This window comes from Arthrobacter sp. SLBN-100 (assembly GCF_006715305.1).
Taxonomy (GTDB): domain Bacteria; phylum Actinomycetota; class Actinomycetes; order Actinomycetales; family Micrococcaceae; genus Arthrobacter.
This window is the reverse complement of the sequence record NZ_VFMY01000001.1, coordinates 2,379,441-2,403,095: the sequence shown is the minus strand read 5'-3', so window position 1 is coordinate 2,403,095 and position 23,655 is coordinate 2,379,441. Positions and strand designations below refer to the sequence as shown.

The window sequence follows — 23,655 nt, the reverse complement described above, 5'->3', positions numbered from 1 at the left end:
AGTGCGATGGCGGCGCTGCTTATGCTGTGGCGTCCTGTCAGTGCTGTCCCAAGGTGCCGCTGAAGGGTGGAAGGTTGCCTTCATCATGCCGGCGGTTCCGGCGTTCAGCGGAGCTGTAGTTCTCGCCGTCAGCCGTCTCGTCCGACTCTCCTTCGAAGTCCACCAGGCCGCCGGTCTGGTCGAACGGGTGCTCGAACCTGTTGTAGGGGCGCGGCGCTGCAGCAGGCTCTTCCGTTCCGGCCGCCGCCGTCCCCGGAATTGCTTCACGCCAGGCCCCGGTGGCGTGGCCCTCGTGCTCGATGAACTCCTTGAACTTCTTCAGGTCGTGTTCCGCCTGCCGGCCCACCACGTGGAGCAGGTCGCCAACCTTTTCCACCACGCCTGCCGGCTGGTAGTCCAGCGTGAGTGCCAGTTCGGTCTTGTTCGCACCAGCATCACGGAATTCGACTTTTCCGGAGTTGGTTGCTCCTTCGGTGGATGCCCAGGCCACCCTGCGGTCCGGGACCTGCTCAAGGATCTTCGCTTCCCACTGCCGGCGGACCCCGCCGATGTGGGCCACCCACCTGAGGCGGTCGTCGCTGAGCTGCGTCACGCTCTCCACGCCCCTCATAAAGTGCGGAAAATCCTCGAACTGGGTCCACTGGTTGTAGGCGGTGTTGACCGGTACATCGACCACAATCCGTTTCTCCACTTTCGTGCTCATCATGTCTCCTTCGACTGCACTGAATTGATGGGAAAACTGAGGTCATCAGTAGCTTCACGATAGTCCTGGCACCACCCCCAAACCACCCCAACCGGGTAGGACGAAGTGGCGTTTAAGAGGCCAGGTGCTTGCCGATCAGCGCCAGGTTCTGGATCACGGCGAGGCCGAACTGGGACGCGTCGTTGGTGGACACGGTGGGTGCCTCGTCCACGGGCAGCAGCACATGCGGCGGTTCAAGGGTCCGCAGCGTGAAGGCGGACCCGTGGTTCAGGTGCTCCCCGCCCTCGGCAAAGCTTTCCCACGCCCGGGCGGCCAGGTCCGGATCATCCAGCCGCGCGGCCGCGTACGCCGTCAGGCGGCTGTGCGCCTGGGTGAGGTAGATGCCCGGCAACGGCTGGCCCACGGCCTCCACTTGCTCCTCCTTCGTAGCCAGGAAGAGCCGGCAGTACTGCAGCCACGCGCGTTCAAAGTCCGGGTCCGGAACCAGATCCACCAGTTCGCTGCAGATTTCCACCAAACCGAACACCGCACTCAGGTGGGAAACCTGGATAAGTTCGCGGCCGGCGTCGAACCGCCCCTTGTCAAGGTCGTACAGGGCCTCGCCTGTGAGGAAGCCGTACTTGAGGGCCCCGATGTCCGCCATGGTGCCCAGGAGCCGGTCTCGGGACCGCGGGTTGCCCGTGCGTTCCCAATCCGTGAGCCAGGTGGCGGCGAGCGAACCCCAGTCCGTGCCCAGTCCCACACCCAAGGCGTTCCGGTTCGGCCGGTAGCTCTCAGCGTCCGGCCGGACTTTGCGTACCGGATCCAGCCCCAGGAAGTTCTGGTCGCTGTCCACGAGTTCGGTGAGCAGGTCTCCGGTGCGCTCGTCCGCCGTCAGGTAGTAGTAGAAGCGGCGGTAGGCGGGCGTGCTGATCCGGAGCTGCTTGGCGCTGCAGCCCCAGTGCTGGACGTTGTGCCGGGAGCCCAGGCCGCGCCAGGGTCCCAGATGGTAGACGTCCACTTCGCCGGTGTGCCGAGTCATGGCCTCGGCAAAGCGGAAGATGTCCGCCCGGCCGGAGCGCAGGTAGGAGTACCAGAGCCAGAGGTCGGGGGAGAGCTCGGAGTTGTCCCACGCGTAGCCGCCCACGTCATATCGCCACACGTGCCGGTCGTGATCGTATGTATGCATCACATCGCCGTAGTTCCAGAAGCCGTACCAGCGGCGCTGCTCCACCTGGCCGGCGTAGAAGTCGAAGAGGAAGTCCAAGTGGTCTTCCAGCTCGGCGCGGGCAGGTGTGCTGCGGTCCACGGGGTCCCAGTCGCCGAAGACGCCCACGGAATGCAGGTATTCGGGGGTGGCCTGCAGCAGGGCGGGAGCGGAAGCTGCTGCCGCGTCTGCGGCGAGGCTTTCCGTGCCCGGGGTGCTTTCGTAGGCGAAGAGAGTTAACTCATGCGTGCGGGCAATCCCGGTGGCGTTGCCGAAGCCCGGCTCGTAGTCCTCATAGGTGATTTCGAGCCCCTCGAGCTGTTCCTCGAAGGTGTCCTGGCCCAACCCGTCATGGTAGAAGCGCAGGTCCATGGGCTGCGCTTCGGGGGAGTACAGCCAGGCGGTCAGGGATGCTTCGGCCGTGGCCGCATTGCGGATGTCCAGCTGGCCGGGATGGGACTGCCAGAAGTCCTTGACGCCCACCCCGAATCCGCCGCGCGTATCCGTCAGGGAACAGAATCCGGCCGACCTGGTCCCGCCGGAGATGCCCACCCAGCCGTGGCCCGTTGCGGTGCGCTTGCGCAGTTCGAAGCCGTCCGCGCTGAGCTGGCTGAGCGTGTAGTCGTTCCAGGCGGGGATCAGGTGCAGGCGTTCTGACACCTCGGGGTTCCATTCGGCCAGGGGCGGGGTGGCGCGGCCGTCCACCTGCGCCGAGCGGACGTCCTCGCCGGGGTCCCGGCGGAGGCCGGTCAGCCCGCGGACGCCTTCGAGAAGGAACCCGCCGTCCGCGCCGGCGATCCGGACGTGCCGGTCGTGGAGCTCAGCCTCAAGCGGGACGCTAAACCGGACGCCGAGCCCGGCCAGGAAGTCCTCCTCCGCGTCCCCGTCCCAGATGAACGAATGCACCATCCTGACGCTGCGGGCGCTGGCATGGAAAGAGAACCGGACTACGAACGGCAGCCAGCCCTGTTTGCCGCTGCCCGCCGCGTCCGGGCGGTGGTGTCCTTCCAGCCGTACCACCGCGCGTACCGGACCGTTCTGTTCAAGCACGACGGCGGTGACCTCGCCGGTGAAGGCTTCGCGGCTGAAAGCGCCGGCACTGCCAGGACCCTCGGGGATGTTGTCCTGCAGGAGGCTGACCAGGCGGGCGTTCCGCGCTACCTCGATGCCGCCACGCGTGAGGCTGGTAAAGAGGTGCGAGCCACTGCGGCCGATCACCATCTGCAGTGTCCCAGTGTCCACCGTGAGTGCCTCGGCGGTCTCGGTGACGGTGACGCTGGTGGCGCCCGACGCCGGGAGGCTGCCTTCTCGAGGTGACGCACCGCCGTCGGCCGTCACCTCGTAGGCCCGCGAGGGCGCATCCGTGGCGGGCAACGCGAGGCCGGCCCACTTGAGGGAGCCGTCAGGCCAGGTGGCCAGCGGCCAGGCCTGGCTGGCCACCACATCGCCGTCGGCGTCACGGACCGAAATTCCGCCCGAATCCGCTACTCTTCCGCGGGCAAAAGGCATGCCCCACGTCGTTCCGCCGCTGATCTCCGCAGGTGCCTCGCCGTCGATCCACCTGATGAGGGTCTTGTCCGTCATGTGATCCAATTCCGCTGGGGATTGATGCGCCAGTCATCCGCTCGTTGCGGGAAAGCGCTTTCTCAGTGCGGGTTAAAACCTAGTGTGCGTGACGGTGCGCGTGCAAGGGGTGGCCGGAATACGGCAGGCTACGGGCGGTGGGGCTTGGCCGTGCGGCTATTCGGTCTTGTCAGCAGCCGGAAAGTCCGGCATGTCTGCCCCTTCGGCCGGATCCTGCGTGTGGACCCTGATTTCCGTGACGTCCGCATCCGGGTCGCCCTCGGCGGGCGCCTCCGTGTGGACCCGCTCATCCTGCATTGGATTCTCGCTCATCACTGCTCCTGACCAGGCCGGGGGACTTCGCTACAGATCATTCAGCGCTCCCCGGCCCGGCCTGTCAAGGATCTTCCCCTGCTCTGGCCGGGGCGGACCTTCTGTGCTGGACTGGTGGGGCAGTGGCACCAAGCGCCGTCCAGCCACGGGCGGCATCTTTCCCAAAACAGCACATGGACGGCCGCGCGCTGCCCGGCCATTGGAAGGAACACTCATGGCACCGTTCAAGATCGGATACTTCGTAGGGAGCCTCGCTACCGGCTCCATCAACCGGGTTCTCTCCCAAGCATTGATCAAACTGGCTCCGGAGGACCTGGAGTTCACGGAGATCCCCATCAAAGACCTACCCCTGTACAGCTACGACTACGACGCCGATTTTCCGCCCGAAGGCCGCGCCCTCAAGGAGGCCATCGAAGCTTCCGACGGAATCCTGTTCGTGTCCCCGGAGTACAACCGTTCCATTCCCGGGGCCCTCAAGAACGCCATCGACTGGGGCTCGCGGCCGTGGGGGAGCAATTCGTTTGCCCGCAAGCCCACCGGCATTATTGGCGCCTCCGTGGGCAGCATCGGCACCGCAGTGATGCAGTCCTCGTTCCGCAGCGTTCTCAGCTTCCTGGATGCCCCGCAGCTGAACGCCCCGGAGGCCTACATCCACTACGATGCCGCAGTGTTCGGTGAGGATGGCGAGGTCAAGAATGAGGGCACCGCCAAATTCCTGAGGCATTACATGGACGAGTACGGCGCCTTCGTTGCCCGTGTCCTCGCCGCGAATGCACCCGGCCACATCGGCGACCTGGAACCTGACGAGGAGAAGCTTTCCAGGTAGGCCGGGGCCCCTGATTCAGGCAGCCCAGGCGTACGGATGCCCGCCGTCCCAGCAACGGCGGGCATCCGAGCTTTAGTCCAGCGGCATGGTTACCGTCACGCTGGTGCCCCGCCCCGGGGTGGAGCGGATGTCAATGGTTCCGCCTGCCTCGTGGACGGCCACGGACATAAGCCGCAGGCCGTAACCGTGGTGCCGCCCGCTTCTGGCGAGGTCACTGTCAAAGCCTTTGCCGTCGTCGGCCACTACCAGCCGGATCCCGTGGTCCACGGCGGCGAGCTGCAGGGTAAGTTGTGACGCTTGGGCATATTTGAAGGCGTTGCTGAGCGCTTCGCGCGCTGACTGGTAGAGAAGGGTGGCGCAATCCGCCGGAATCTCGATGCCCCAGTGCGGGGTATCCCAGCGGACCGCGGTGCCGAGTTGGCGGAGGGGCCCGGTGAGCCGGTCGATGCAACCGGCCAGCCCTAAGGCGTAGAAGTCGAGCGGATGCTGATCCGTGAGCAAGCCTCCCACCGCGGTGACTTGATCAGAATCTACTTCGTTTCCCATGACTTCCTGCTCCCCACAAGCTGATTTGGTCCGATGCCTCCAGCGTGGACCTGCAACTTCAACAGGCAGCAAGGTTTCCCTCAAGATCCCGTCAATTCTGCGCGGCGGACGGGCCGCCCTACCCGCGTGCACCCACTTAAACAACGCATACCCGCTTCCGATGGTGAGCTGTGGCGTCGGTTGCCGCTTTCAACAACGTCCTGCGTCAACCCGGCCGGCTGCGCTTCCTGGCTGGCTGCCTGTACTACGCTGGCTGTTTTGGGGCCCGTGCCGGTGTACTGCCGGCGCCGCCAATGACTGGCTACGGGGGTTTCCGGTGGGAACCCGGGAAGTGGGAGCACATGCCCGTTTGGGTGCAGGCCCTGTTGTGGGGCACGGCCGCCGGGGCAGCGCTGGTCCTGGGTGCGGCGTTGTCCTGGCGTTGGAAGTTGCCGCCCAAACTGGTCTCCTCGATCATGTCCTTCGGGGCGGGCGTGCTGATTTCCGCCCTTGCCTTCGAATTGGTGGACGAGGCCGTGCAGGGCGGCGGACTCTGGCCGACGGCGATGGGATTCCTGGCCGGATCCGTGGTGTATGTCGGGGCCAACATGCTGCTGGCACGGGCAGGCGCCAAACACCGCAAACGGTCGGGGAGCCAGCAGCCCTCCGAATCCGAGGACCCGGGCAGCGGCACCGCCATTGCAGTGGGCGCACTGCTGGACGGGGTGCCGGAATCAGTGGTACTTGGCGTGGGGATGCTGGCAGGCGGCGCGGTGAGCCCGGCGATGATGGCGGCCGTCTTTATCTCCAACGTTCCCGAGGGGTTGTCCGGAACCGCGGGAATGAAGAGGGCCGGCAGGAGCGCCGGTTACGTCTTTGGCCTGTGGGGCGGCATCGCCCTGCTCAGCGGGGTGGCCTCGCTCATCGGCTACACAGCCCTCGAAAACGCGCCGGGAGAGCTGGTGGCGTTCATTACCGCTGTGGCGGCCGGGGGCATCCTCGCCATGCTGGCAGACACCATGATCCCCGAGGCTTTCGAGGAGCACCACAACCTCACAGGGCTCACGGCTTCCGTTGGCTTCCTCACGGCGTTCACCGTGCACCACCTCGGCGGATAGGACGACGGCGGGATGCGGCTGGTTGCCGCGGGCCCCGCCGCCGTCATTGCTTTGGTCAGAGGCCCTGCCGGGCCAGGTCCTCCGCCAACAGCCCTCAACAAGGAGGGTCAAGAGATTTTGTGAGGTTTCCGTGAGCTTTTGCTTCTGGATGCTGATGGTCAGTCCGGATGTCTGTGGTTGAACTGGGCCAAGGCCTCTGAAAGACCGCGGCCGAACGCCTCCACATCCGGGTTGGCGTCCGCATCCGCTACGACGGCGATATTGAGCTGGCCCGCGTAGGTGAGGACGCTGAGGCCTAGCGTGATGTTGCCCTGCACCACACCGATCTGGAAAAGCTCGAGAACTTCCGCTCCGGAGAAGTGGACGGGAGCCGGCGGCCCGGGAAGGTTGCTCATCAGCAGGTTCACCAGCCGCTGATGGAACATGGCCCGCGCCATCCAGCGTTGCAGGACCCGTCCACCAGGCTGGTAGGGCGGCCGGCGGCGCTGCGCCGACGTTGTGTGTGCAATGCGATCCAGGCGCTGCCGGATGTCGGGTTCCGTGACCGGAATGGGGACCACCCGTACGCCTACGCGGTTGCCTTCGCCGGAGTCGGCTGAGCCGCGCAGCGATACTGCAACGGACACCTTTAATTCCAGGCCTGGTGACAGCTCGCCCCGGGCTGCCAGTAATTGCCGGCAGCCTTCCGAATAGGCGGTCAGCAGAAGGTCTGTGATTCCCGCATCGTGCAGGTGCGCGTAGGCCCTGATGCGCGCGAAGTCGGCCCGCACCAGAAGCAGCCGGCGGCGGGCGCCCACTGGCCGGTTCAGTGACACCGCAGGGGCGCGGCCGGTGCGGATAACGGACGCCAGTGCCTCCAGCCCCGCCGCGGCGGACATGGCAGTGTGGCGCGGGCGGGCCAGGGCAGAGGCGAACCTCGCCACGCTCCGCCAATGATCCCGGACATTGGCCGCCAGGAGTTGCCTGTCACGTGGACTGGGCCGGATTTGTCCCGGATCTTCTTCTGTTACAGGAGGCTTACCCTCGGGGGCCATGGTATTCGTATCGAAGAGCGCGGCCAGCAGCGTCTGCGCGGCAAGGCCGTCGGCCAGGGCGTGGTGCAGGCGGACCAGGAGGGCGGCACGGTTCCCGGCCATCCCCGTGAGGAGCCAGATTTCCCAGAGCGGCCGTGAGCGGTCAAGCGCTGGTTGGTTCAACTCCGCGCAGAGGGCGAGGACCGATTCCTCATCGCTTGGGGCGGGCACTTGACGGGTCTTCACATGGCGCGAGACATCGAAAGCGGGGTCGTCAGCCCAGAACGGGGGGCCCAATCCCGGCCGCGGCCAGACAAGATGCTGGCGGAGCCGGGGGCTCCGGTGGGTCCGGCGGTCGATGTGGTCCCGGATGTCCTGCAAACGCAGCTTCCCGGCTGGATCGAGGAGCGGCCCCGCATCCAGGAACGCAAGGGCAGCCACATGCATCGGTTGGCCCTGGTCCTCCACCCGCAGGTTGCTAAGGTCTAAAGCCGAGAGCCGCTCCGGGCCCTCCCGTCCCAAAAATGTCTTCAAACCCATAGCGTTCAGCCCCTGATCCCTGTCCGGAAATCTTCGCAAATAGAACTGGGATTTGGCAGGGCCTTTAGGCCGATGGTCTTGGCCGCTAAGGCGGTAAGGCGTCCGCGCCCTCGGGCCACGCCCGCCGTCGGAAGCAAAATCTTTGGCCCTGACAGGCGCCTTTGGGGGTGCGGGCTGTTAGCGTGGAGGCCCGGCCACTGAAGGAGGAGCAATGACGATCAACTCGCCTGATTCACTGCCAGACGACGGGCAGCAAGGCGCCGAAGGTTCCAAGGGCAAGGACGACGGCGGTGTCCCCGGCGGCGCGGACGGCGTGGGAATCGGCGCTGATGGAGAGCCGAACACCTTCGAGCCCGAAGAGGATCCGGACGCAACCGGCGGGCCCGAGACCGACTGAACTCCCGGCGACGTCGTGCTGTCGGTAGCACGTCGGCTCAAGGTTTAATCAAGATTCGCGCAGCGAGCCCCAAACCGGCTTTCTCGAGGGTTGCGAGCCGGTAAATTTCTCTCTGTTTCCACGTTAGTTCCCCCAACACGGAAGCGCAGAAAGCCCCCGTGCTGGAGTTCAACTCGCGCGGGGGCTTTCGTCACTCTTGCAGAGATGGCTGCGAAGTACCTCCGCTATCCCAGACGTAAGGAAGCGCAGAAGCATGAACCTTGTCACCCAGATAGCGGCAGGGCTCTACGCTGTTGGCCTCGTAACCGTCGGGACGTTGGAAATCTTCTTCCACGGCGACCAGCGATTCCGTTCCATCTTCTACGTGGAACCGGGGACCGAAGGCGCCGTCCGCATGTGGGCGATGAATGTTGGCATGTACAACATCGTGACGGCGCTCGGGATCGGCGTCGGGATCTGGCTTGCCACTTCGGGGGGCGATGCCCGGGCTGCGGGCATTGGCATCGTCCTCGCCGCCCTTGCGGCGCACCTCATCCTCGGCCCGTGGCTGTGGGTCACCGAGCACCGGCTGTGGCGGAGCGCACTCGGTCAGGCGTCGCTGCCTCTCGTCGGGATCATCGCGTTCCTCGTGGCCGGTTGATTCAGGATCGCCGGGTCAGATTTTTCTTCGACGCTGACCTGAACCCTCCGCTCTGCGTCTTTTCGTCGGCCACCCTCACTCCGTAGTGGTAGGCGAGTTTCCCGCCGAGGTAGCCGGAGGCGCCCACGATCAGGTAGCCCACGAGGCTGAGAATGAAGGGAAACAGGCTGAAGTCCTGCTTATCGGTCCCAAGCCTGAGGAAGAAGCTGAGGGCAAAGAGGGCCACGGCGGTCAGGTTCAGCGACATGTGGACGAGTGCTGTCCGGTGGGCAGGTGTTCCGCGGCTCAGGGTCATAAAATCCATTAAGCCGAAGACTGCGGCGGCGAGGGCCCCGAGGATGCCGATTCCCACGAGCCACTGTGCACCGATCAGGAAGGGCGCGTCGTCGCTTCCGAGCAGTGCCACGACGTCGAAGACAAGGCTCGCCGTCCACGCCCCGATGGGGATGGCCACCAGGGTGGGGTGGAGCGGGTGCCCGTAGGGTCCCGCCAGTGGGGTCTTGGGGTGCTTGGACCGTTGGTGGGCGGTGAGGTTTTCCATCATCTGCTCCTTATTCGGTTGGTGCGCTGTTTGTTCGGTTGAGGGCGGGCTGGTTGTCGCGGAGGGCAAGTGCGGCCTGCACCAGCGCGGAATGCGTGAGGGCTTGCGGAAAGTTGCCCAGAAACATGCCGGAGGACGGTTCCATCTCCTCGCTGAAGAGCCCCAGCGGTGAGCCCTTCTCCAGCAGCGCCTCAAACAGGGCGGAGGCTTCCTCGTGCCGGCCGGTATTCGCCAGGGCTTGAACCAGCCAGAAGGAGCAGGGCAGGAACGCCCCCTCCGTCCCGGGGAGGCCGTCCTGTCCCGGCGGATAGCGGTAGAGCAGCGGGAACCCGGCCGACAATTCCCTGCGGACCGCATCTACCGTTCCCCTAAGGCGCGGTGAACCTGGCTTTTCCAGGCCGGTGAGCGGCAGGACCAGCAGGGCTGCGTCAAGGTCTTTCGAACCGTAAGAGCGTGTGTACGAATTCAGAGCTTCGTTGTAGCCGTTCGTGCGGAGTTCCGCCACGATCTGGCCGCGTGCCGATTCCCAGCGAAGTTGGCGCCGCCTGCTGAGCCGGTGGGTGGCGGCGATGCGCAGGGCCCGGTCCAGCGCGAGCCAGGCCATGACTTTGGAGTGCACGTGCTGGGCGGGGTCACCGCGTATTTCCCAGATGCCGGCGTCGGGCTTCTCCCACGTGGCGGCGACCAGATCCGCGAAGCCCCGCATGGCCCGCCACGTTTCCGAGGTCAGCCTGCGGCCGCTGTCCACAAACGCCCAGGCGGCGTCAATGACCCAGCCGTAGCCGTCAAGCTGGTGCTGTGAGGCGGCGAGGTTGCCCGTCCGCACCGGGCTGCTGCCGGCGTAACCGGGCCAGCGGGACAGCTGCCGCTCCGCCGGAACCTGTCCTCCAGTCAGGGTGAGGAGGGCGGGGAGGTGGGGCCGCTGGAGGCGGCTGGCATGGAGGAGCCAGCCAAGGAAGTTCTCTGCTTCCTGTGTTTTCCCTGCCCGGAGGAAAGCGCCGACGCCGATGCTGGCGTCCCGGGGCCAGGCGTACCTGTAGTCCCAGTTGCGAATGCCGCCAGGGTCCTCGGGCAGCGAGGTGGTGGGAGCTGCCACCGGAGCTCCCGAGGGTGAGTAGGTGAGCAGCCGGAGTGTGAGCAGGCTGCGCACCACCTCCTGGCGGTAGGGGAGGGCGCCGTCAATCTCCTCCGTCCAAGCCCGCCAGCTGGCTTCGTCCCTCCCAACGAGGTCCCACGCCGCCGCCGGATCCACGTGGATCAGGGGTTCGCCGAAGGCCAGCGCCAGGACAAGTGTCAGGGGTTTTCCCGGAGCGATGTCGAAGGTAAGGGGACGCCCCGGCTCAAGATCGAGGTGGGGGATCGTTCCCAAGGAGGCTGCCAGTGGACCCCAGTCGCAGACGACGCCGGGCCCGCGCCGCACCCGCGGAAGGCGATGGTTTTCGCCAACCCGCGGGTCGAAAAGTATCGTGACGGGCACTGATGACCCTTCCGCGGCCAGCCGCCTGACCAGGATGGTGGTGGGCAGCAGCTCGCCGGCCACTTCCGCGATCATGGCCTCGGTGAGAACGAGCCGGCCGTTCCCGGCAGCCCACACCGTCTCCAGCGTCGCCGTGTTCTCGCGGTACCTGCGGAAGACCACCGGGGCGTCCTCTGCCGGCCCTGCAAGGAACCTGCCTGCCTCCGGTCCTCCCAGCAAGGCACCGAAGAGAGGCTCGCCGTCGAACGCGGGAGCGCAGAGCCAGTCAACGGACCCGGCGGCCGAGACAAGCGCGGCGGTCCGCGTGTCGCCAAGGAGCCCATAATCCGCGATGGGGGTGGGACGCGCCGGCGGCGCCTGAACGAGGATGTCACTCTGCTGCGGGGCCGCGGCGGCTTGGTGATTAGCGCTCATCGTGCCCCCAAAAGGAGCCCAAGCACTGCACCGTAGATCACGTGGGCCACCACGGCGACGGCCGGAGTCTGGATGCCGTAGTTCAGGCCGAGCAGGCCGGGTGGTTCCAGCGCCGCCGTCGTGCTGAGTCCCGCCCTGGTGGTCGCCATTCTCCGGTGGACGCCGGGCATCAGGGGCAGGATGACCGTTAAGGCAACCGCCACGTGAAGCAGTCCCAGCAGTGCACCGAGCCACCAGGTTGCCTGCCCCAGGAGTGCGAACACGGCGGCGTAGCCCAGGGCGAATGCCTGCCCCGCAGCGAGATGGATAAAGAAGCCTGCCACCCGGGCTTTATCCGGGTCAGGCGTGACCAGGGTTCCCAGCACCAGCGGAAGGTCCAGCCTGGTCAACCCCGCCATCTGGGCGGCGATCATCACCGCGGTCAGCACGGAGGTTGCCAACAGCCCGAACACGGCCCAACCTTGCCAGTCCATTCCAGATCACCTTGCCCTGGCGCCTAAGCGCTGAAAACGCCGGAACATTCGAGCCGGACTCCGCCACTGCATCGTGGACTCCTTCTAAAAGTAGGTTCTCTAATTTTAGAAGGCTCGGGGCTTTTAAACAAGCACAGTGGTTTTAGAAAGGTGCGTCCAGCGTCAGCGGGTCAGTCCTTGTGTTCCTTGGTGTCCCTCACGAGGCAATCACCCCATGCCGGGAGCACTCCGCTCTCCAGCCCAGCGGCGTCACCTGGACCTTCATCCGGCGCCGGCATGCGGCGCAGTACCGCGGCGGTTCCATTGCCAGGCGCTCGCCGCAGCGTTGGTGAACGTCCGACGGCGGGCCGTCGCCGCCGTCGGACGGCTCTCCGCAGTTCCCGCAAAAGTTCCCGCTGGTTGACGCTGGGCCCACGACCGCCGGGTTCCCTGGCCGAGCTTGCGAGGGTAGGGAGCGGTTGGGGAGCGAAACCCTGCTCATAGCGTCTTCTGGAGTTCCTTGATGGGCATGTTGAGGTCCACGAGCAGGTTCAGGTCTGCGGTGGCGGGGCGGCCGAGGGTGGTGAGGTAGTTGCCGACGATGACGGCGTTGATTCCGCCGAGCAGGCCGTCGCGGGTGCCGAGGTCGCCGAGCGTGAGTTCGCGTCCGCCGGCGTAGCGGAGCACGGTGCGGGGCATGGCCAGCCGGAAGGCGGCGATGGCGCGGAGGGCGTCCTTGCCGTCCATGATGCCCTGGTTTTCCAGCGGGGTTCCGGGCCGGGGGTTGAGGAAGTTCAGCGGGACTTCGTGGGGTTCCAGGGCTGCGAGCTGGGCGGCGAGTTCTGCCCGCTGCTCCAGGCTTTCGCCCATGCCGATCAGGGCGCCGCAGCACAGTTCCATGCCGGCGTCCTTGACCATGTTGCAGGTCTCGAGCCGTTCCTCGTAGCCGTGGGTGGTGACGACTTCGGGGAAGTAGCTGCGCGCTGTTTCGAGGTTGTGGTTGTAGCGGTGGACGCCCCAGTCCTTGAGCTGGTCGACCTGGCGCTGGGTGAGCATGCCCAGCGAGCAGGCGATGTTGATATCCACTTCCTCATTGATGCGGTCAATGGCGAACTTGATCTGGTTCATCAGTTTGATGTCGGGCCCGCGGACAGCAGCCACGATGCAGAACTCGGTGGCTCCGGTGGCGGCCGTTTCCTTGGCGGCCTTGACCAGCTCGGGGATGTCCAGCCAGACGCCGCGGACGGGGGAGTCGAAGAGGCCCGACTGGCTGCAGAAGTGGCAGTCTTCCGGGCAGCCGCCGGTCTTGATGGAGATGATGCCCTCCACCTCCACCTCCTCGCCGCAGTGCCGGAGCCGGACCTGGTGTGCCAACTCCAAGGCGGCGGGAACCGCATCATCCGGGAGGCGAAGCACCTCTTCGAGCTGAGCCTGGGTCAGGCCCATGCCGTCCTCGAGAACCTGCTGGCGGGCGATGTCCAGGATGCGCTTACCCTTGCCGTCGCAACCCTTGCCGGCGCTCGCGGAGTTCGGGCTGGTGGGTACATTCGCCTGAATCGTCATTGATGGTCCTTTGCGCTTGCCGTGGAAGTTCCTCACAGCCGACGCTAGTTCTCCCTTCCTGCCGCCATTTTGTGGGAATTCGACAAGATTTTGGCTGTTTCACCAGAAAGGACCGGGCCCGCTGCGCCCGCTTGGATTTCCGGTTAGGCCGGGATCAGTCCGCGCTCCTGCAGGTCCTGCCACAATTCCTCGGGAACCTCCATGGACATGCGCTCCGCGCTTTGGCTGATCTGTTCCGGATTGCTGGCCCCCACGGTGACATTGACGACGGCGGGGTGCCGGAAGGGGAACTGGATGGCCGCGGTGGGAAGCTCGACGCCGTGTTCCTTGCAGACCTGGGCCAGCAGCCTGGCCCGTTCCAGGATGTCTTCGCTGGCTTGGGAGTAGTTGTAGTGCGCATCGGAGGGCAGCTCGGGCTTGGCGAGGATGCCGGAGTTGTAGACGCCGACGCTCACCACCCCGGTGCCCAGCTCCAGGCAGCGGTCCAGCAAGCCCTCGCCGGGGCGGGCGTCCGAGCCGGGCTGTTCCAGCAGGGTGAACCTGCCGGCCAGCATGAGGAAGTCCAGGGTGGCCGCTTCCACGCATTGCAGCGCAGCCCCGGCGGTGTTCGTGCCGACGCCGATGGCACGCACCAGGCCTTCAGACCGTACTTTCTCCAATGCCGGCAGTGCAGACTTCACTGCATCTTCCATGCTGTAGACATCGGGATCGTGCAGGTAGGCGATATCGATGTAGTCGAGGCCCAGCCGTTCCAGCGAGTCTTCGATGCTGCGCCTCACGCCGGCCTCGGAGGGATCCCACTCGCGCCGCAGCGCAGCGGGCACGTCAAAGCCCTCCGGGTCCCGCGCATCTTCGGTTGCCGGTGAGGGTACGAGGACCCTTCCTACCTTGGTGGACAGGACAAATTCTTGCCGGGGTTTCCTGGCCAAGGCCTCGCCCATCCGCCGCTCCGAGAGGCCCAGCCCGTAGTGGGGTGCGGTATCGAAGTAGCGGATACCCGCATTCCAGGCCGCCGCCAGGGTGCCGGCCGCCTGCTCGTCGGAGATGGCGCGGTACAGGTTGCCCACTCCGGTACCGCCAAAGCCGAGCCGGCCAAGCTGGTCCTGTAACTGCCTGTTGTCCTGGTCCACGCACTGCCCCTTTGCTTCCGTATCCTTCGGCGCACATTGGCAGGAGCCTAAATTCGGAAGGTTGGCAGTGTCAACGAAAGCAGGGACTTCACGAAAGCCGTGATTGCTGCAGCGTAGGACGGCAGGGCGGGAACCACCCCAAGAAGTGGCACGAGCCGGCCTGCCCTGAGCAGTTTTTCCCTGTGCTCCGTGCGGGCTGGTTCTTATCCCGCCTATCCCGCCAGGGCTTTCCGGAAAGCGGCCGCCAACGCGCTGCGGTGCTCGTCCAGCCAAGCAATCCGCTGGTCTTCCAACCGGATCTTGGTGTAGTCATTGTCGGAGAGCCTTTCGCCGTGCCGTGACCGGCTGAGCCGCCCCAGGCCGCGCTTCAACCGTTTGGCCTCCAGCAGCAGCGGCAGCGCCTCGATCTCTGCCTCCGTAGGCCGCAAATCCCGGCTGTAAGCGGCCAGCAGTTCAGTGACCCGGCCGAGGTCGAGGGCGACCTTATTATCGGCTTCGCCTGGGCGGGTGTAGACCTTGCCGACGTCGTGGACGGCGACGGCAAGATCCAGGACGCGCACGTCCGCGTGGGCACTGTCGAAGTCCAGGACGCCCGCTACCTTGCTGCCGTTGAATACCAGGCTGCCTCGTCGGGCGCCGCCGTGCACTACCACCCGGGGCAGGTGTGGCAGGACTGCGGTTAATTGTGCGACCAGGAGCGCGGTCCGGGTTCTCAGGGCGGACTCTACCCCTTCCTCATTTGCCCGCGTGCGCAATTCCACCAGCACGGCGGGTTCGGTCACTGCCGCTGGAAGGTCGGCCACGGTCTGGTGGTACCGTGCAAGTGTTCGTCCCATAGCCTGCACGTGCGCCGGTGATGCATCGCTGAACGGTGTCCCTTCGACTCCCCGCGTGGCGATCCATAACCGGCCGTCCAGCTCTGCGTGGTCCTTGCCGGAGCTGGCGGAGGCCACCTCCGGTGCGGGGAATCCCCGATCCCGAAGCAGCCGCATCAGGTGGAGTTGGCGCGCAAGTTCCTCGTGCGGTTTGGATCGGTACGAGCGGCGCAGGTAGTGGACACCATCCGCGGCTGCAACGCGCAGGTGCTCGTTTTTGCCGGCTGGCACGGGGGCAACCGAGTTCCAACCACCCAGTGGCCACAGACTCGCGAGCTCGGACAGCGGGAGCTCCACCCCTGCACGGTCCAGCAGGACGCCCAGAGTTGACGTCATGCGCCTGCCCGCCCTTCTGCCACCCTATAGAACTCCTCCCGGTAGCGCCGGAAGACATCGTTTCCAGCGTTGTGCCAGTCAGCGTCCGCGTTTTTCACCTCGCCGTTGAGGCTGTGGAATATATACCGGGCCCAGTGAAACTGCAGGTTTCGCAGCCGCTCGACGCCGGCTGCCTCCCGATACGCGCCGAGGAAAGCATTGCACGGCTGGTCGGCCCGGGAAATGTCGCCGGTGGCTGAGTGAACGCCTTGGCGCAGCCGGTGGAGGAACTCGGCCACATCGCGGGCGGGGTCCGCCGGGGCACTACGGTCGAGGTCGATCACCGTAACGGTTTCCTCGGTCAGGAAGACGTGGATCGGCCGGTACTGCCCGTGGCTTTGGGCATGGACGCTGTCCACGGTGCCATGGGTGAGGTCGTCCAACCGTTCGAGCATGCCCAATGCCACCTCAGCGTAACCAGGACGGTCAGCCGCCGCTTTGACAAGGCGTCTTGCCAAGCTCGTCAGTTCCCCTGTCACGAGTAGGGAGTGTGGAGCCCCGATCCGGAGATCCACCTTATGCAGGTGGGCCAGCCATGATCCGGCCCGGGCACAGCCCTCGGTGAGTTCAGCGCCGTCGTCGAGCACTTCCGACAGTGCCTTGCCCGGAGCTCCCTGGCACAGCAGGACCTTTTCGTCCGCGCACCACGCCAGCGGCTCAACAGCCTGGAACGGGGAGCCGGCCCCCAGCCCGGCATTGCGCAAGGCCTGCAATTTTGCGTGCACGGCAGGCCCATCCTCGAAGGGGAACAGCTTGGCGAAAACAGGGGGGCCGCCGTCGAGATTGATCTTTACAGTGGCGGCCCCGGATCCGTCCAGCTGAATCACGTCTGTTGTCCACGTGCCTCCGTCCGAGGCGCCCGCAACCGCCCGATTCAAATGTGGGCGGACATACCGGTTGAGGAACTCCGGTGCACAGACCCGTTCGACACGATTGACCTGCTGCTCCTTGATACGGCGGTACTGGGATCGGATTTCGGTGCGGTTCATGCGTCATCCTTTACTGGGAAGGGGTTATCGGTAATCCAGCGCACTCGTGCGCACTCGCGCTTCAGCAGCAGCGGAAAGCTGAGGGCGTCCTTGGATTGCCGGGGTACCGCGCTACCGGTGACGCCAACTATCAAGTTGGTGGGGTCCGGCTGGAAACTGGGCTCCGTCACGGTCGGCTTCCTCTCTCGGGTAGGTAGCGGGCTGGTCAGCTTCGACTTCGGACTGTGGTGAGGGGTGGCGCCCATTGCCGTGGCTGGTGCCGTTCCACGTGGGGCCTAAGCCGGTGATGCCCTGTAGACGGCACATCGCGGTGTAGAGGCCGCCGCCGGCGATGAGCCGGTGGTGGGTGCCGCGTTCCACTACCCGGCCCGCATCAAGGACGACGATCTCATCGGCTGCCATGGCCGCAGCCATGCGATGCGTGATGATCACTGTGGTCCGCCCGGATGCCACCTGCAGGAGGGCCTCCAGCAGCGCGTGCTCGGATTGGGCATCCAGACCCGTCGTCGGTTCGTCGAGCACGAGGACCGGGCAGCCCTGCAGCAATCCGCGCGCCAGCGCCAACCGCTGTTTCTGGCCTCCGGACAGCGTTGCCCCGCGCTCCGCCAGCACGGTGTCGTAGCCGCGGGGCAGCGCCTCCACGAAGCTGTGGGCCTGGGCAGCGCGGGCTGCGTCCTGGACCTCTTCCAGCGAGGCATCTGGCCGGCCGTACGCAATGTTCTCCCTTACGGATGCCCGGAACAGCACGGCGTCCTGGGTAACCAGCCCCACCTGGGCGTGCAGGCTCGCGCCAGTCAGGTCACGCAGGTCCGTGCCGTCCAGAAGGACCCGGCCGATGGTGGGGTCCTGCAGCCGGCACAAAAGGGCAGCGATTGTGGACTTCCCTGCCCCGGTGGGTCCGACAACTGCCAGGGTGCTGCCCACCGGGACCGTCAGGTCCACATCCCGCAGGACGGGGCGGTCCTGGGTGTAGGCAAATCCAACCCCATCCAGGCTCAGCTGCTTCCGCGGTGGGCCGGCGGGACGGGCACCAGGTTTGTCCTGGATGTCAGGGCTGCGCCGGAGGGTGTCCGCGATGCGTGCCGCGCGCACCCCCGCACGGGCCAGCTGGGCCGGCAGCTTGGACAGGGCGCGTGTTGGGCCGAAGAAGTCACGCAGGTACGAGGTGAAGATGACCAGGTCTCCTGGTGTTAGCGCACCTTCGAGCACACGCTGGGCGCCGAGCCAGATCAGACCTGTGGTGGCTACAGCCACGACAGCGTCCACGGCGGCGCCAAACGTGGCGCTGGTGCGCGACGAGCGCAGCACTGCAGAGACTGAGGCATCGGAGTGGCGACGGAAGCGCTTGGATTCATGCTCTTCCCGTCCTGCGGCCTTGACCAGCTTGATCGCTACCAGTGACTCCTGCGCTACCGCCGCCAGGTCGCCCTCACTGTCGCGCGCGCTTTCCTCCACTGTGCGGATGCGGGCTCGAAAGCTGGACACCGTGAGGAGCAACAGTGGCAGCACCAACAGCAGTGCCAGGCTGAGTTGCCAGTCCATGACCAGCAGCACCCCGGTCATGCCGGCCAGTGTGAGCACGTGCGTTGAGGCGTCAACGAACGTCACGGTAAGCAGTGCCCGCACCTTGTCGACGTCTCCGGTCAGGCGGGTGGTCAGTTCACCTGTTGGTGTCCCTTCGTGGTATGCAAGGGGCAGCCGCTGCAGGTGATCATAGAGCTGGGTGCGGATTGATGCGGCGACCCGTTCCCCGACCACGGTCAGGACATAGCTTCGGGCTGCGCCCACCAGGGAGTCCAGGACGGCGATGCCGGCCAGCGCCACGACGACCAGGACCAGGATGTACTGGATGTCCTGGCTGGTGGGGTTCCCGCTGGGCAACAGCACTTCGTCGAAGAGATACTTCAGTGGCCATGGCTTGAGCAGCGCGATGCCCGTCCCGGCGACCGCGAGCAGCGCGGCCAGCACGCAGCCGGGCCATTGCGGGCGCAGGAACGGTCCGAAGGTACGCAGGATCATGTGGGCATGCATGACCGGAATAGCAGTGCCCGACGGGTGCGCCGCTGCGGCGGCGATGGGAGTCTGGCGTCCGCTGGTTCGTCTCACCTGGACCTCCCTCCCGCGGCGGCGCTGACGGCCCCTTCCCAAGCGTCCAACCAGTCAGGGACGAACGAGGAGTCCCGGACCGGGCGAACTACGAGGCGGTAGAAAAGGACCTCGGCGAAGGTGCGGGCAACGTAGGCGGGGACGGACCGGACTGCACCTTCATCGCCGCCGGCAGCCGAGTAGTCTTCCAGGAACCTGTCCACCCAGGGCACGGCGGCCGTGAGGTTTCCGTGCCGGTAGGCGCCCATGGTCAGTGTCTGCCCAATGAAATGGCCGAGGTCCCGCCCGGCAGGGGCCCATGCGGCGCGGTCGAAGTCGATGACCACGAGACGGTACCGGTCCAAGTGGATGTTCTTGGGTTGGAAGTCGCCGTGTGTGAGCACGCGGGGCCCATCGGCCCTGGCCAGCTCCTCAACGGTGGCTGCGGTGAGCTCTGCCACTCTCGCGGCGGACCGGGGCAAGAGCTCGGCCAACGCCTCGGCATACTCGGCCAGCTTTAGCCGCTCGAAGTCTGCCGCCAGGTCGGGCGCATAAACACCCCTGACATGGTGCAGGCGGGCCAGCCAGCGCCCTGCTCGGCCGGCTTCGGGCGCGGCGGATTGTGGGTCGCCGTCCAAGAGTGAATGCAGCGTGGTGTTCGGGGCCTCCTCCTGTGCGAGAAGCTGACGGGACGGGTCAAACCCGTAGGGTGCAGGGACCCTAAGCTCTGCGTCATCCAAGCCAGCCTGACGCAGGCTCCTGAGCAGCCGCCATGCCTGCTCGCCGCCGCCGGCACGGTAGCCCTTGCCGATCACTGCCAGCAGAGTCGAGGCGCCGGACCCGGAGTCAAGGGCTACGGTCCACCGGACAACCGGCCGGCTGCGGGAGGCGTGCACAACCGAGCGTGTGAGCACCTGCACCCGTCCCGGAGGCAGGGCATCAAGCGGTGGCGGCGACGCGAGCAGGGCCTCGGCAATCGCTTGCTTCTGCGCACGTGTATCAGTGTCAGGGTTTGGTGCACTCACGCCCGGTCTCCCGTCAGCTCGCGTGCAGCCAGGACGGCGAGCCGTTCCCGGGCCGACTTCACCGTTTCCTGGGCGACCTTCTCGTCGATCTCACCCAGACCGATGAGCAGGTGGAAGGATCTTGCTTGTGCACGCAGGCTGATGAGGACGCCGTGCCCCGGTTCCTGTGCTTCCGGGTCGCACCACGCGCTGTCTTCGTCGTCGGCCAGCGCTACCCATACGTGGGTTGCCCTGCTGGAGGCGCCCTGCCAGCTGGTTCCTCCAGTGCGCTGCAGCGCTGCCACGCCGTGGCGGAGTAACCGGTAGTAGTCCGGCGACAGGCACGTATGGACGGTGACCCCGTCTGCGCCCGGGGGCAGGTCGTAGGCCACCAGCAGGGAAGGGACAGCGCCAGCAAGGGCCACCCTTTTGCACAACCCGAACAGAGGGCTGTCCTCCTGCACATTCCTCAGCTCCGATACGACTATTCCGTCCCCCCAATCGATGCTGACTTCGTATCGGTCGTGGACGCCTCCGCCGTCGGCAAGGCCCCCGGGGTGGTTGGCTGGGACGTCCATGTAAGTGTTCAGCTCCTCCTGGCGGTTCCAGTCGTCAGTGGGATTGCCGATCACCAAAACGCCCCCGTTAGAGCCCCGGTACGCCAGGTAGACCAGCCGACCGCCACGCTCCGGGGCGAGCACGGCGAACAGGTGCTCGCTTCGCAGCACCAGCTCCTCGGCGCCGTCGTCGTCAATGTCAATCATTTCGGCCTCCAGCGGGCGGGCCTGCCGGCCGAACCATCCCGCGGCGGCGGCCAACACGCAGGCGGCTCGCACATGGCTGGCCACAGCCTTGGCCCAGGCGGCCGGCAGCCGGTCGGGGTGGGCAGTGTCGTGCCATGCCGTCTCATACCCGGAAGCAAGCACATGCTTCCAGGCCAGCGCCGTCAGCCGGTGTTCTGCGCCCGCCCGCTCTGCGTCGGCCACTACACGGCGGGCCCGGGCGAGGTGCTCCTGGTAAGGGGCCCACGCTTCGTCCTTGCACCAGCCGCTGTAGTCTTCTCCCGCGTGCCAATCCTTAGCCAGCTCCACGAAGGTTCCGCGTTCCACAACCCGGACACCGGGGCTCCTCCGGCGCTGGCGAAGCCACGATGATAGGTCCACAGGTAAAAGCTTGGGCTGGGTGGCAAGCCAGCGCAGGAATTCCTCATACCGACCAAGGGCACTGGGATGCCACGCCCCCACTCCCGCGCTCTTTTCCATGTCGTCCGCATAGACCAGGATGCTGTCATCACCGGGAGCCGTTGGAAGCTCGGCGGCCCGGGACAGGCTACGCCAGTGGCTCCTGTCATCAGGAGGAATCCAGTAGCGCAGCCGGGTCGACATCGGCACGACCTGCAGGCCCTTGCCGCCCTTGATGCGGTATGGGCGGAGGGCATCCGAAGGAGGAGGGCTGGCCGGGTCGGCCCCGTCAAATTCAAGCCTGTCGCTGACTCCGTGGGCACCATCGGAGGGATACAGCAGCCGGTCATCGAGCAGGACGTAACGATATCCGCCATTTGGCAGCCGGGGGTCGGTCAGGACCTTGGCAAGGCGGTCCGTATCCCACACCCGCTCAGGGACCCAGCAGATCTCCAGATCGCTCGACGCGCACCCGAGGTGGTGCCGGTAGAGCCAAAACAGCTCCTGCAGTTGCCGCCGGTTGTATTCCCTGTCGAAGGCGGTAAGGACGTTTTCGGAGTACGTCCCGCCCGTGAGTGAGACCAGGCCGACGTCGCGGAGCCGACGGACCTCCGCCAGGAACCAAGGGTGCTGCCAGGCTGCGGCTTCAATCAGTGTCCCTGACAAGTGGAGGTTCAGCGGGACGCGGTACTTCTCGTGCATCCGCAGCAGCGCACTGTACCCCCTAATGAGCGAGGTCAGGCCCTCCCGGTCCTGATAGCCGTCGGTAATCAGGAACTGATTGGCATGGTGGACGAGCGCCAGGGGAAGCGGAGCGGAAGCCGGCCTCGACCGCAGTCCCGGCTGGCTGGTCTGTTCGGTGCTCCGGCTGACCTCGATGTTACTGCGTGAGTGCAGAGCCTCCTCGTACACGGCCACATACTCACGCGCAGGCACCCGCCAGGAGAAATCTGCCCTCATTGCCCTCCGCTGGAGATGGTTCATTTCAGGCATCCGTGAGTAGACTGCCAGTGCGTTGTCCACAGCCGACAGCATGGACGCTACGCGGCGTTGCACGAAGACGAACCCCAGACCTTCGGCGGGATCCTCGACGTAATCCGTCACGGTGTCCGCGAGGCCGCCGGTGCGACGCACGATGGGGATGGTGCCGTATTTCAGGGCGATCAGCGGCGTCAGCCCGCACGGCTCGAAAACGGACGGGGCAAGGAAGAAGTCACTGCCGGCGTAGACCTGCCGGGCCAGGGACTCGCTCGAAGTGGGATGGTAGCTCACGCTTCCGGGGTAACACCGGGTGGCCAACTGCAGTTGGCGCCTGTACCGGGGCGCGCCCTCACCCATCACCACCACCTGGGCTCCCCGGGCGACAAACTGCTCCAAGGCGGAAGTCAGCAGGCTAATCCCTTTCTGCGATACCAGCCGGGCGACCATGCCGAAGAGCGGCCGGTCTGGAGCGGGCTCCAGGTTGCTCAGCTTCTGCAGGACTTTCTTGTTCGCGCCCTTGCCTGCGACAAAGTCGCCGTTGTAGCGGGTGTCGATCCACGGGTCCAGCCCGGGGCTGAACTCGGCGTAGTCGACGCCATTAAGAATGCCGCGGGCGGCGCCCCTGCGGGCGCGCAGCAGCCCGTCCAAACCCGCTCCCTGGGCCGGGGTGAGGATCTCCTCCATGTAACGGGGACTAACGGTGTTAATCCGGTCTGCGAACGCGATACCCCGTTCGAGCAAACTTCCGCCCTGCGGCAGTCCTATCAGTCGGTCGGTCGCCGCCCCCACAGGCCCCTGATAGGCGATGTTGTGGATGGTGAAGACGATCCCAGTACTTGCTAACGCCTGCCTGTGCACTCCCTGCCGGGCTTCCTGCGCCACGAGCCCGCAATGCCAGTCGTTGCAGTGAATGATGTTCGGACGCCACTCTCCCTGAGCAGCCAGCGCTGTGACTGCTTTGGAGAACAGCACAAACGGCATGACATCGTTGTCCTGGTAGCTGTACGGTAACTCCCGGTCGAACCACCCCGGAGCGTCAAGTGCGAGTACGTCCACTGCGCCCAAGGACGGGAGCCGGCGAACAGTGACGCGCTCGGCGATCGGACCGAACGGCACATCGATCGTCAGCACCGGGCTGCCTCCGAGGCCTTTGTAAGCCGGGATCACCAGACGGACGTCAAAGCCCAGCTCGGATAATCTCTTCGGCAGAGCACTGCTGACATCAGCCAGTCCGCCCACCTTCATGAACGGGTACGCCTCGGCACTGGCGAAGAGCACCCGTTGCCGCGTAAGGGCCGGGGCAGTGAAAGCGACCTCCGGCGGTTCCACCTTTAGGAGGACGCCGTCCTTGGTCCCGTTGGTGGGGACAGACAGATCAGTAAGCATCACGCTGGCATCCTGGGCGGGTGGAGAACCACTTCGGTTATTCCGGTGTGGTTCGTCTTCGAGCCAACGTCAATGCCTAGGCGGAGGAACCGGGTCATGATCGCCGTTCCCATCATCGATCGGAACGGGTCCACCGCCAGTTCCGATTACTGGGGACGCCTTATTCAGGCTCACGGGGGGCCATGACTGTAGGAGAATGCTGAGTTGCCACCCGCAACCCGGCACGTCCCCGGTATCGCGGGGACCGAACCGGCCGCGTAAGAGCTGAGTCAGGCGGCCAGATACTTTGCTTTCTACGAATTTCCTATCGTGAACAAGCGAAACCATGCCCATTCTGGCATAGGGAACTGTTTGTCCT

The 23,655-nt window shown here is 65.8% G+C and carries 20 protein-coding genes; 4 read left to right on the top strand and 16 right to left on the bottom strand.

Annotation, left to right across the window (positions count from 1 at the left end; genetic code table 11):
* Positions 1-37: 37 nt before the first annotated feature.
* The 3 genes from FBY31_RS11215 to FBY31_RS23025 all read right to left on the bottom strand — a co-directional run bounded on the left by FBY31_RS11215 (position 38) and on the right by FBY31_RS23025 (position 3,785).
* Positions 38-703, bottom strand: coding sequence for an SRPBCC family protein (locus FBY31_RS11215; RefSeq protein WP_142040676.1), 666 nt, complete (start codon positions 701-703; stop codon positions 38-40).
* A 112-nt stretch (positions 704-815) separates the two neighbouring features.
* On the bottom strand, positions 816-3,473 hold the full coding sequence (locus FBY31_RS11210; RefSeq protein WP_142040674.1) for an exo-rhamnogalacturonan lyase family protein: 2,658 nt from the start codon (positions 3,471-3,473) through the stop codon (positions 816-818).
* Positions 3,474-3,629: 156 nt separating this feature from the next.
* Positions 3,630-3,785: a hypothetical protein gene (locus FBY31_RS23025; protein ID WP_200833353.1), complete on the bottom strand. Its 156-nt coding sequence runs from the start codon at positions 3,783-3,785 to the stop codon at positions 3,630-3,632.
* A gap of 214 nt (positions 3,786-3,999) precedes the next feature.
* Between FBY31_RS23025 and FBY31_RS11205 the strand changes: the two genes are divergently transcribed.
* The gene (locus tag FBY31_RS11205) at positions 4,000-4,611 is read left to right on the top strand and encodes an NADPH-dependent FMN reductase (protein ID WP_142040672.1); all 612 of its coding nucleotides are present in this window, start codon (positions 4,000-4,002) and stop codon (positions 4,609-4,611) included.
* A 72-nt stretch (positions 4,612-4,683) separates the two neighbouring features.
* Here FBY31_RS11205 and FBY31_RS11200 read toward each other — a convergent pair whose 3' ends face one another.
* Positions 4,684-5,157, bottom strand: coding sequence for a sensor histidine kinase (locus FBY31_RS11200; RefSeq protein ID WP_142040669.1), 474 nt, complete (start codon positions 5,155-5,157; stop codon positions 4,684-4,686).
* A gap of 341 nt (positions 5,158-5,498) precedes the next feature.
* Between FBY31_RS11200 and FBY31_RS11195 the strand changes: the two genes are divergently transcribed.
* Positions 5,499-6,254, top strand: coding sequence for a ZIP family metal transporter (locus FBY31_RS11195; RefSeq protein WP_142040667.1), 756 nt, complete (start codon positions 5,499-5,501; stop codon positions 6,252-6,254).
* 158 nt (positions 6,255-6,412) lie between these two features.
* Here the strand turns inward: FBY31_RS11195 and FBY31_RS11190 are convergent, their stop codons facing one another.
* Complete coding sequence (locus FBY31_RS11190; protein WP_200833352.1) at positions 6,413-7,801, bottom strand: wax ester/triacylglycerol synthase domain-containing protein; 1,389 nt, start codon at positions 7,799-7,801, stop codon at positions 6,413-6,415.
* 217 nt (positions 7,802-8,018) lie between these two features.
* On the opposite strand from FBY31_RS11190, the gene FBY31_RS11185 reads away from it, so the two are divergent.
* Together FBY31_RS11185 and FBY31_RS11180 are read left to right on the top strand one after the other, a co-directional pair.
* Entirely contained in the window at positions 8,019-8,204 is a 186-nt protein-coding gene (locus FBY31_RS11185) for a hypothetical protein (RefSeq protein ID WP_142040661.1), read from the top strand.
* Between the two features lie 253 nt (positions 8,205-8,457).
* Positions 8,458-8,844 (top strand): DUF1304 family protein, encoded by a 387-nt coding sequence (locus FBY31_RS11180; protein ID WP_142040658.1) that lies wholly within the window; start codon positions 8,458-8,460, stop codon positions 8,842-8,844.
* A gap of 1 nt (position 8,845) precedes the next feature.
* On the opposite strand, the gene FBY31_RS11175 is transcribed toward FBY31_RS11180, so the two are convergent.
* From FBY31_RS11175 to FBY31_RS11125, 11 genes are all read right to left on the bottom strand, one after another.
* Positions 8,846-9,385: a DUF2231 domain-containing protein gene (locus FBY31_RS11175; RefSeq protein WP_142040655.1), complete on the bottom strand. Its 540-nt coding sequence runs from the start codon at positions 9,383-9,385 to the stop codon at positions 8,846-8,848.
* 10 nt (positions 9,386-9,395) lie between these two features.
* On the bottom strand, positions 9,396-11,276 hold the full coding sequence (locus tag FBY31_RS11170; protein ID WP_142040652.1) for a glycoside hydrolase family 15 protein: 1,881 nt from the start codon (positions 11,274-11,276) through the stop codon (positions 9,396-9,398).
* Entirely contained in the window at positions 11,273-11,749 is a 477-nt protein-coding gene (locus FBY31_RS11165; protein ID WP_142040649.1) for a hypothetical protein, read from the bottom strand. The genes FBY31_RS11170 and FBY31_RS11165 overlap by 4 nt, the downstream gene beginning before the upstream one ends.
* Before the next feature lie 196 nt (positions 11,750-11,945).
* Entirely contained in the window at positions 11,946-12,230 is a 285-nt protein-coding gene (bsaP, locus tag FBY31_RS23800; protein ID WP_442858172.1) for a biotin synthase auxiliary protein BsaP, read from the bottom strand.
* The gene (gene bioB, locus FBY31_RS11155) at positions 12,227-13,291 is read right to left on the bottom strand and encodes a biotin synthase BioB (protein WP_142040644.1); all 1,065 of its coding nucleotides are present in this window, start codon (positions 13,289-13,291) and stop codon (positions 12,227-12,229) included. The genes bsaP and bioB overlap by 4 nt, the downstream gene beginning before the upstream one ends.
* Positions 13,292-13,434: 143 nt before the next feature.
* The gene (locus FBY31_RS11150) at positions 13,435-14,421 is read right to left on the bottom strand and encodes an aldo/keto reductase (protein WP_142040641.1); all 987 of its coding nucleotides are present in this window, start codon (positions 14,419-14,421) and stop codon (positions 13,435-13,437) included.
* Between the two features lie 212 nt (positions 14,422-14,633).
* Positions 14,634-15,632, bottom strand: coding sequence for a phosphotransferase enzyme family protein (locus FBY31_RS11145; protein ID WP_142040638.1), 999 nt, complete (start codon positions 15,630-15,632; stop codon positions 14,634-14,636).
* The gene (locus FBY31_RS11140; protein ID WP_142040635.1) at positions 15,629-16,660 is read right to left on the bottom strand and encodes a phosphotransferase family protein; all 1,032 of its coding nucleotides are present in this window, start codon (positions 16,658-16,660) and stop codon (positions 15,629-15,631) included. Before FBY31_RS11140 ends, FBY31_RS11145 begins: the two co-directional genes overlap by 4 nt.
* Positions 16,661-16,771: 111 nt before the next feature.
* Entirely contained in the window at positions 16,772-18,766 is a 1,995-nt protein-coding gene (locus FBY31_RS11135) for an ABC transporter ATP-binding protein (RefSeq protein WP_142040633.1), read from the bottom strand.
* A complete protein-coding gene (locus tag FBY31_RS11130) occupies positions 18,763-19,770 on the bottom strand; it encodes a phosphotransferase (RefSeq protein ID WP_142040630.1) in 1,008 nt (335 codons plus the stop codon). Before FBY31_RS11130 ends, FBY31_RS11135 begins: the two co-directional genes overlap by 4 nt.
* A complete protein-coding gene (locus tag FBY31_RS11125) occupies positions 19,767-23,297 on the bottom strand; it encodes a glycogen/starch synthase (RefSeq protein ID WP_235013199.1) in 3,531 nt (1,176 codons plus the stop codon). The genes FBY31_RS11130 and FBY31_RS11125 overlap by 4 nt, the downstream gene beginning before the upstream one ends.
* Between the last annotated feature and the right edge of the window lie 358 nt (positions 23,298-23,655).

What these genes read in the sequence shown, in the direction of transcription:
- FBY31_RS11215 (WP_142040676.1), bottom strand. Translation starts at nt 703, where the DNA reads ATGAGCACGAAAGTGGAGAAACGGATTGTGGTCGATGTACCGGTCAAC.
- bioB (WP_142040644.1), bottom strand. Translation starts at nt 13,291, where the DNA reads ATGACGATTCAGGCGAATGTACCCACCAGCCCGAACTCCGCGAGCGCC.
- FBY31_RS11170 (WP_142040652.1), bottom strand. Translation starts at nt 11,276, where the DNA reads ATGAGCGCTAATCACCAAGCCGCCGCGGCCCCGCAGCAGAGTGACATC.
- FBY31_RS11210 (WP_142040674.1), bottom strand. Translation starts at nt 3,473, where the DNA reads ATGACGGACAAGACCCTCATCAGGTGGATCGACGGCGAGGCACCTGCG.
- bsaP (WP_442858172.1), bottom strand. Translation starts at nt 12,230, where the DNA reads ATGAGCAGGGTTTCGCTCCCCAACCGCTCCCTACCCTCGCAAGCTCGG.
- FBY31_RS23025 (WP_200833353.1), bottom strand. Translation starts at nt 3,785, where the DNA reads ATGAGCGAGAATCCAATGCAGGATGAGCGGGTCCACACGGAGGCGCCC.
- FBY31_RS11125 (WP_235013199.1), bottom strand. Translation starts at nt 23,297, where the DNA reads ATGCTTACTGATCTGTCTGTCCCCACCAACGGGACCAAGGACGGCGTC.
- FBY31_RS11195 (WP_142040667.1), top strand. Translation starts at nt 5,499, where the DNA reads ATGCCCGTTTGGGTGCAGGCCCTGTTGTGGGGCACGGCCGCCGGGGCA.
- FBY31_RS11180 (WP_142040658.1), top strand. Translation starts at nt 8,458, where the DNA reads ATGAACCTTGTCACCCAGATAGCGGCAGGGCTCTACGCTGTTGGCCTC.
- FBY31_RS11165 (WP_142040649.1), bottom strand. Translation starts at nt 11,749, where the DNA reads ATGGACTGGCAAGGTTGGGCCGTGTTCGGGCTGTTGGCAACCTCCGTG.
- FBY31_RS11140 (WP_142040635.1), bottom strand. Translation starts at nt 16,660, where the DNA reads ATGAACCGCACCGAAATCCGATCCCAGTACCGCCGTATCAAGGAGCAG.
- FBY31_RS11185 (WP_142040661.1), top strand. Translation starts at nt 8,019, where the DNA reads ATGACGATCAACTCGCCTGATTCACTGCCAGACGACGGGCAGCAAGGC.
- FBY31_RS11205 (WP_142040672.1), top strand. Translation starts at nt 4,000, where the DNA reads ATGGCACCGTTCAAGATCGGATACTTCGTAGGGAGCCTCGCTACCGGC.
- FBY31_RS11145 (WP_142040638.1), bottom strand. Translation starts at nt 15,632, where the DNA reads ATGACGTCAACTCTGGGCGTCCTGCTGGACCGTGCAGGGGTGGAGCTC.
- FBY31_RS11200 (WP_142040669.1), bottom strand. Translation starts at nt 5,157, where the DNA reads ATGGGAAACGAAGTAGATTCTGATCAAGTCACCGCGGTGGGAGGCTTG.
- FBY31_RS11175 (WP_142040655.1), bottom strand. Translation starts at nt 9,385, where the DNA reads ATGGAAAACCTCACCGCCCACCAACGGTCCAAGCACCCCAAGACCCCA.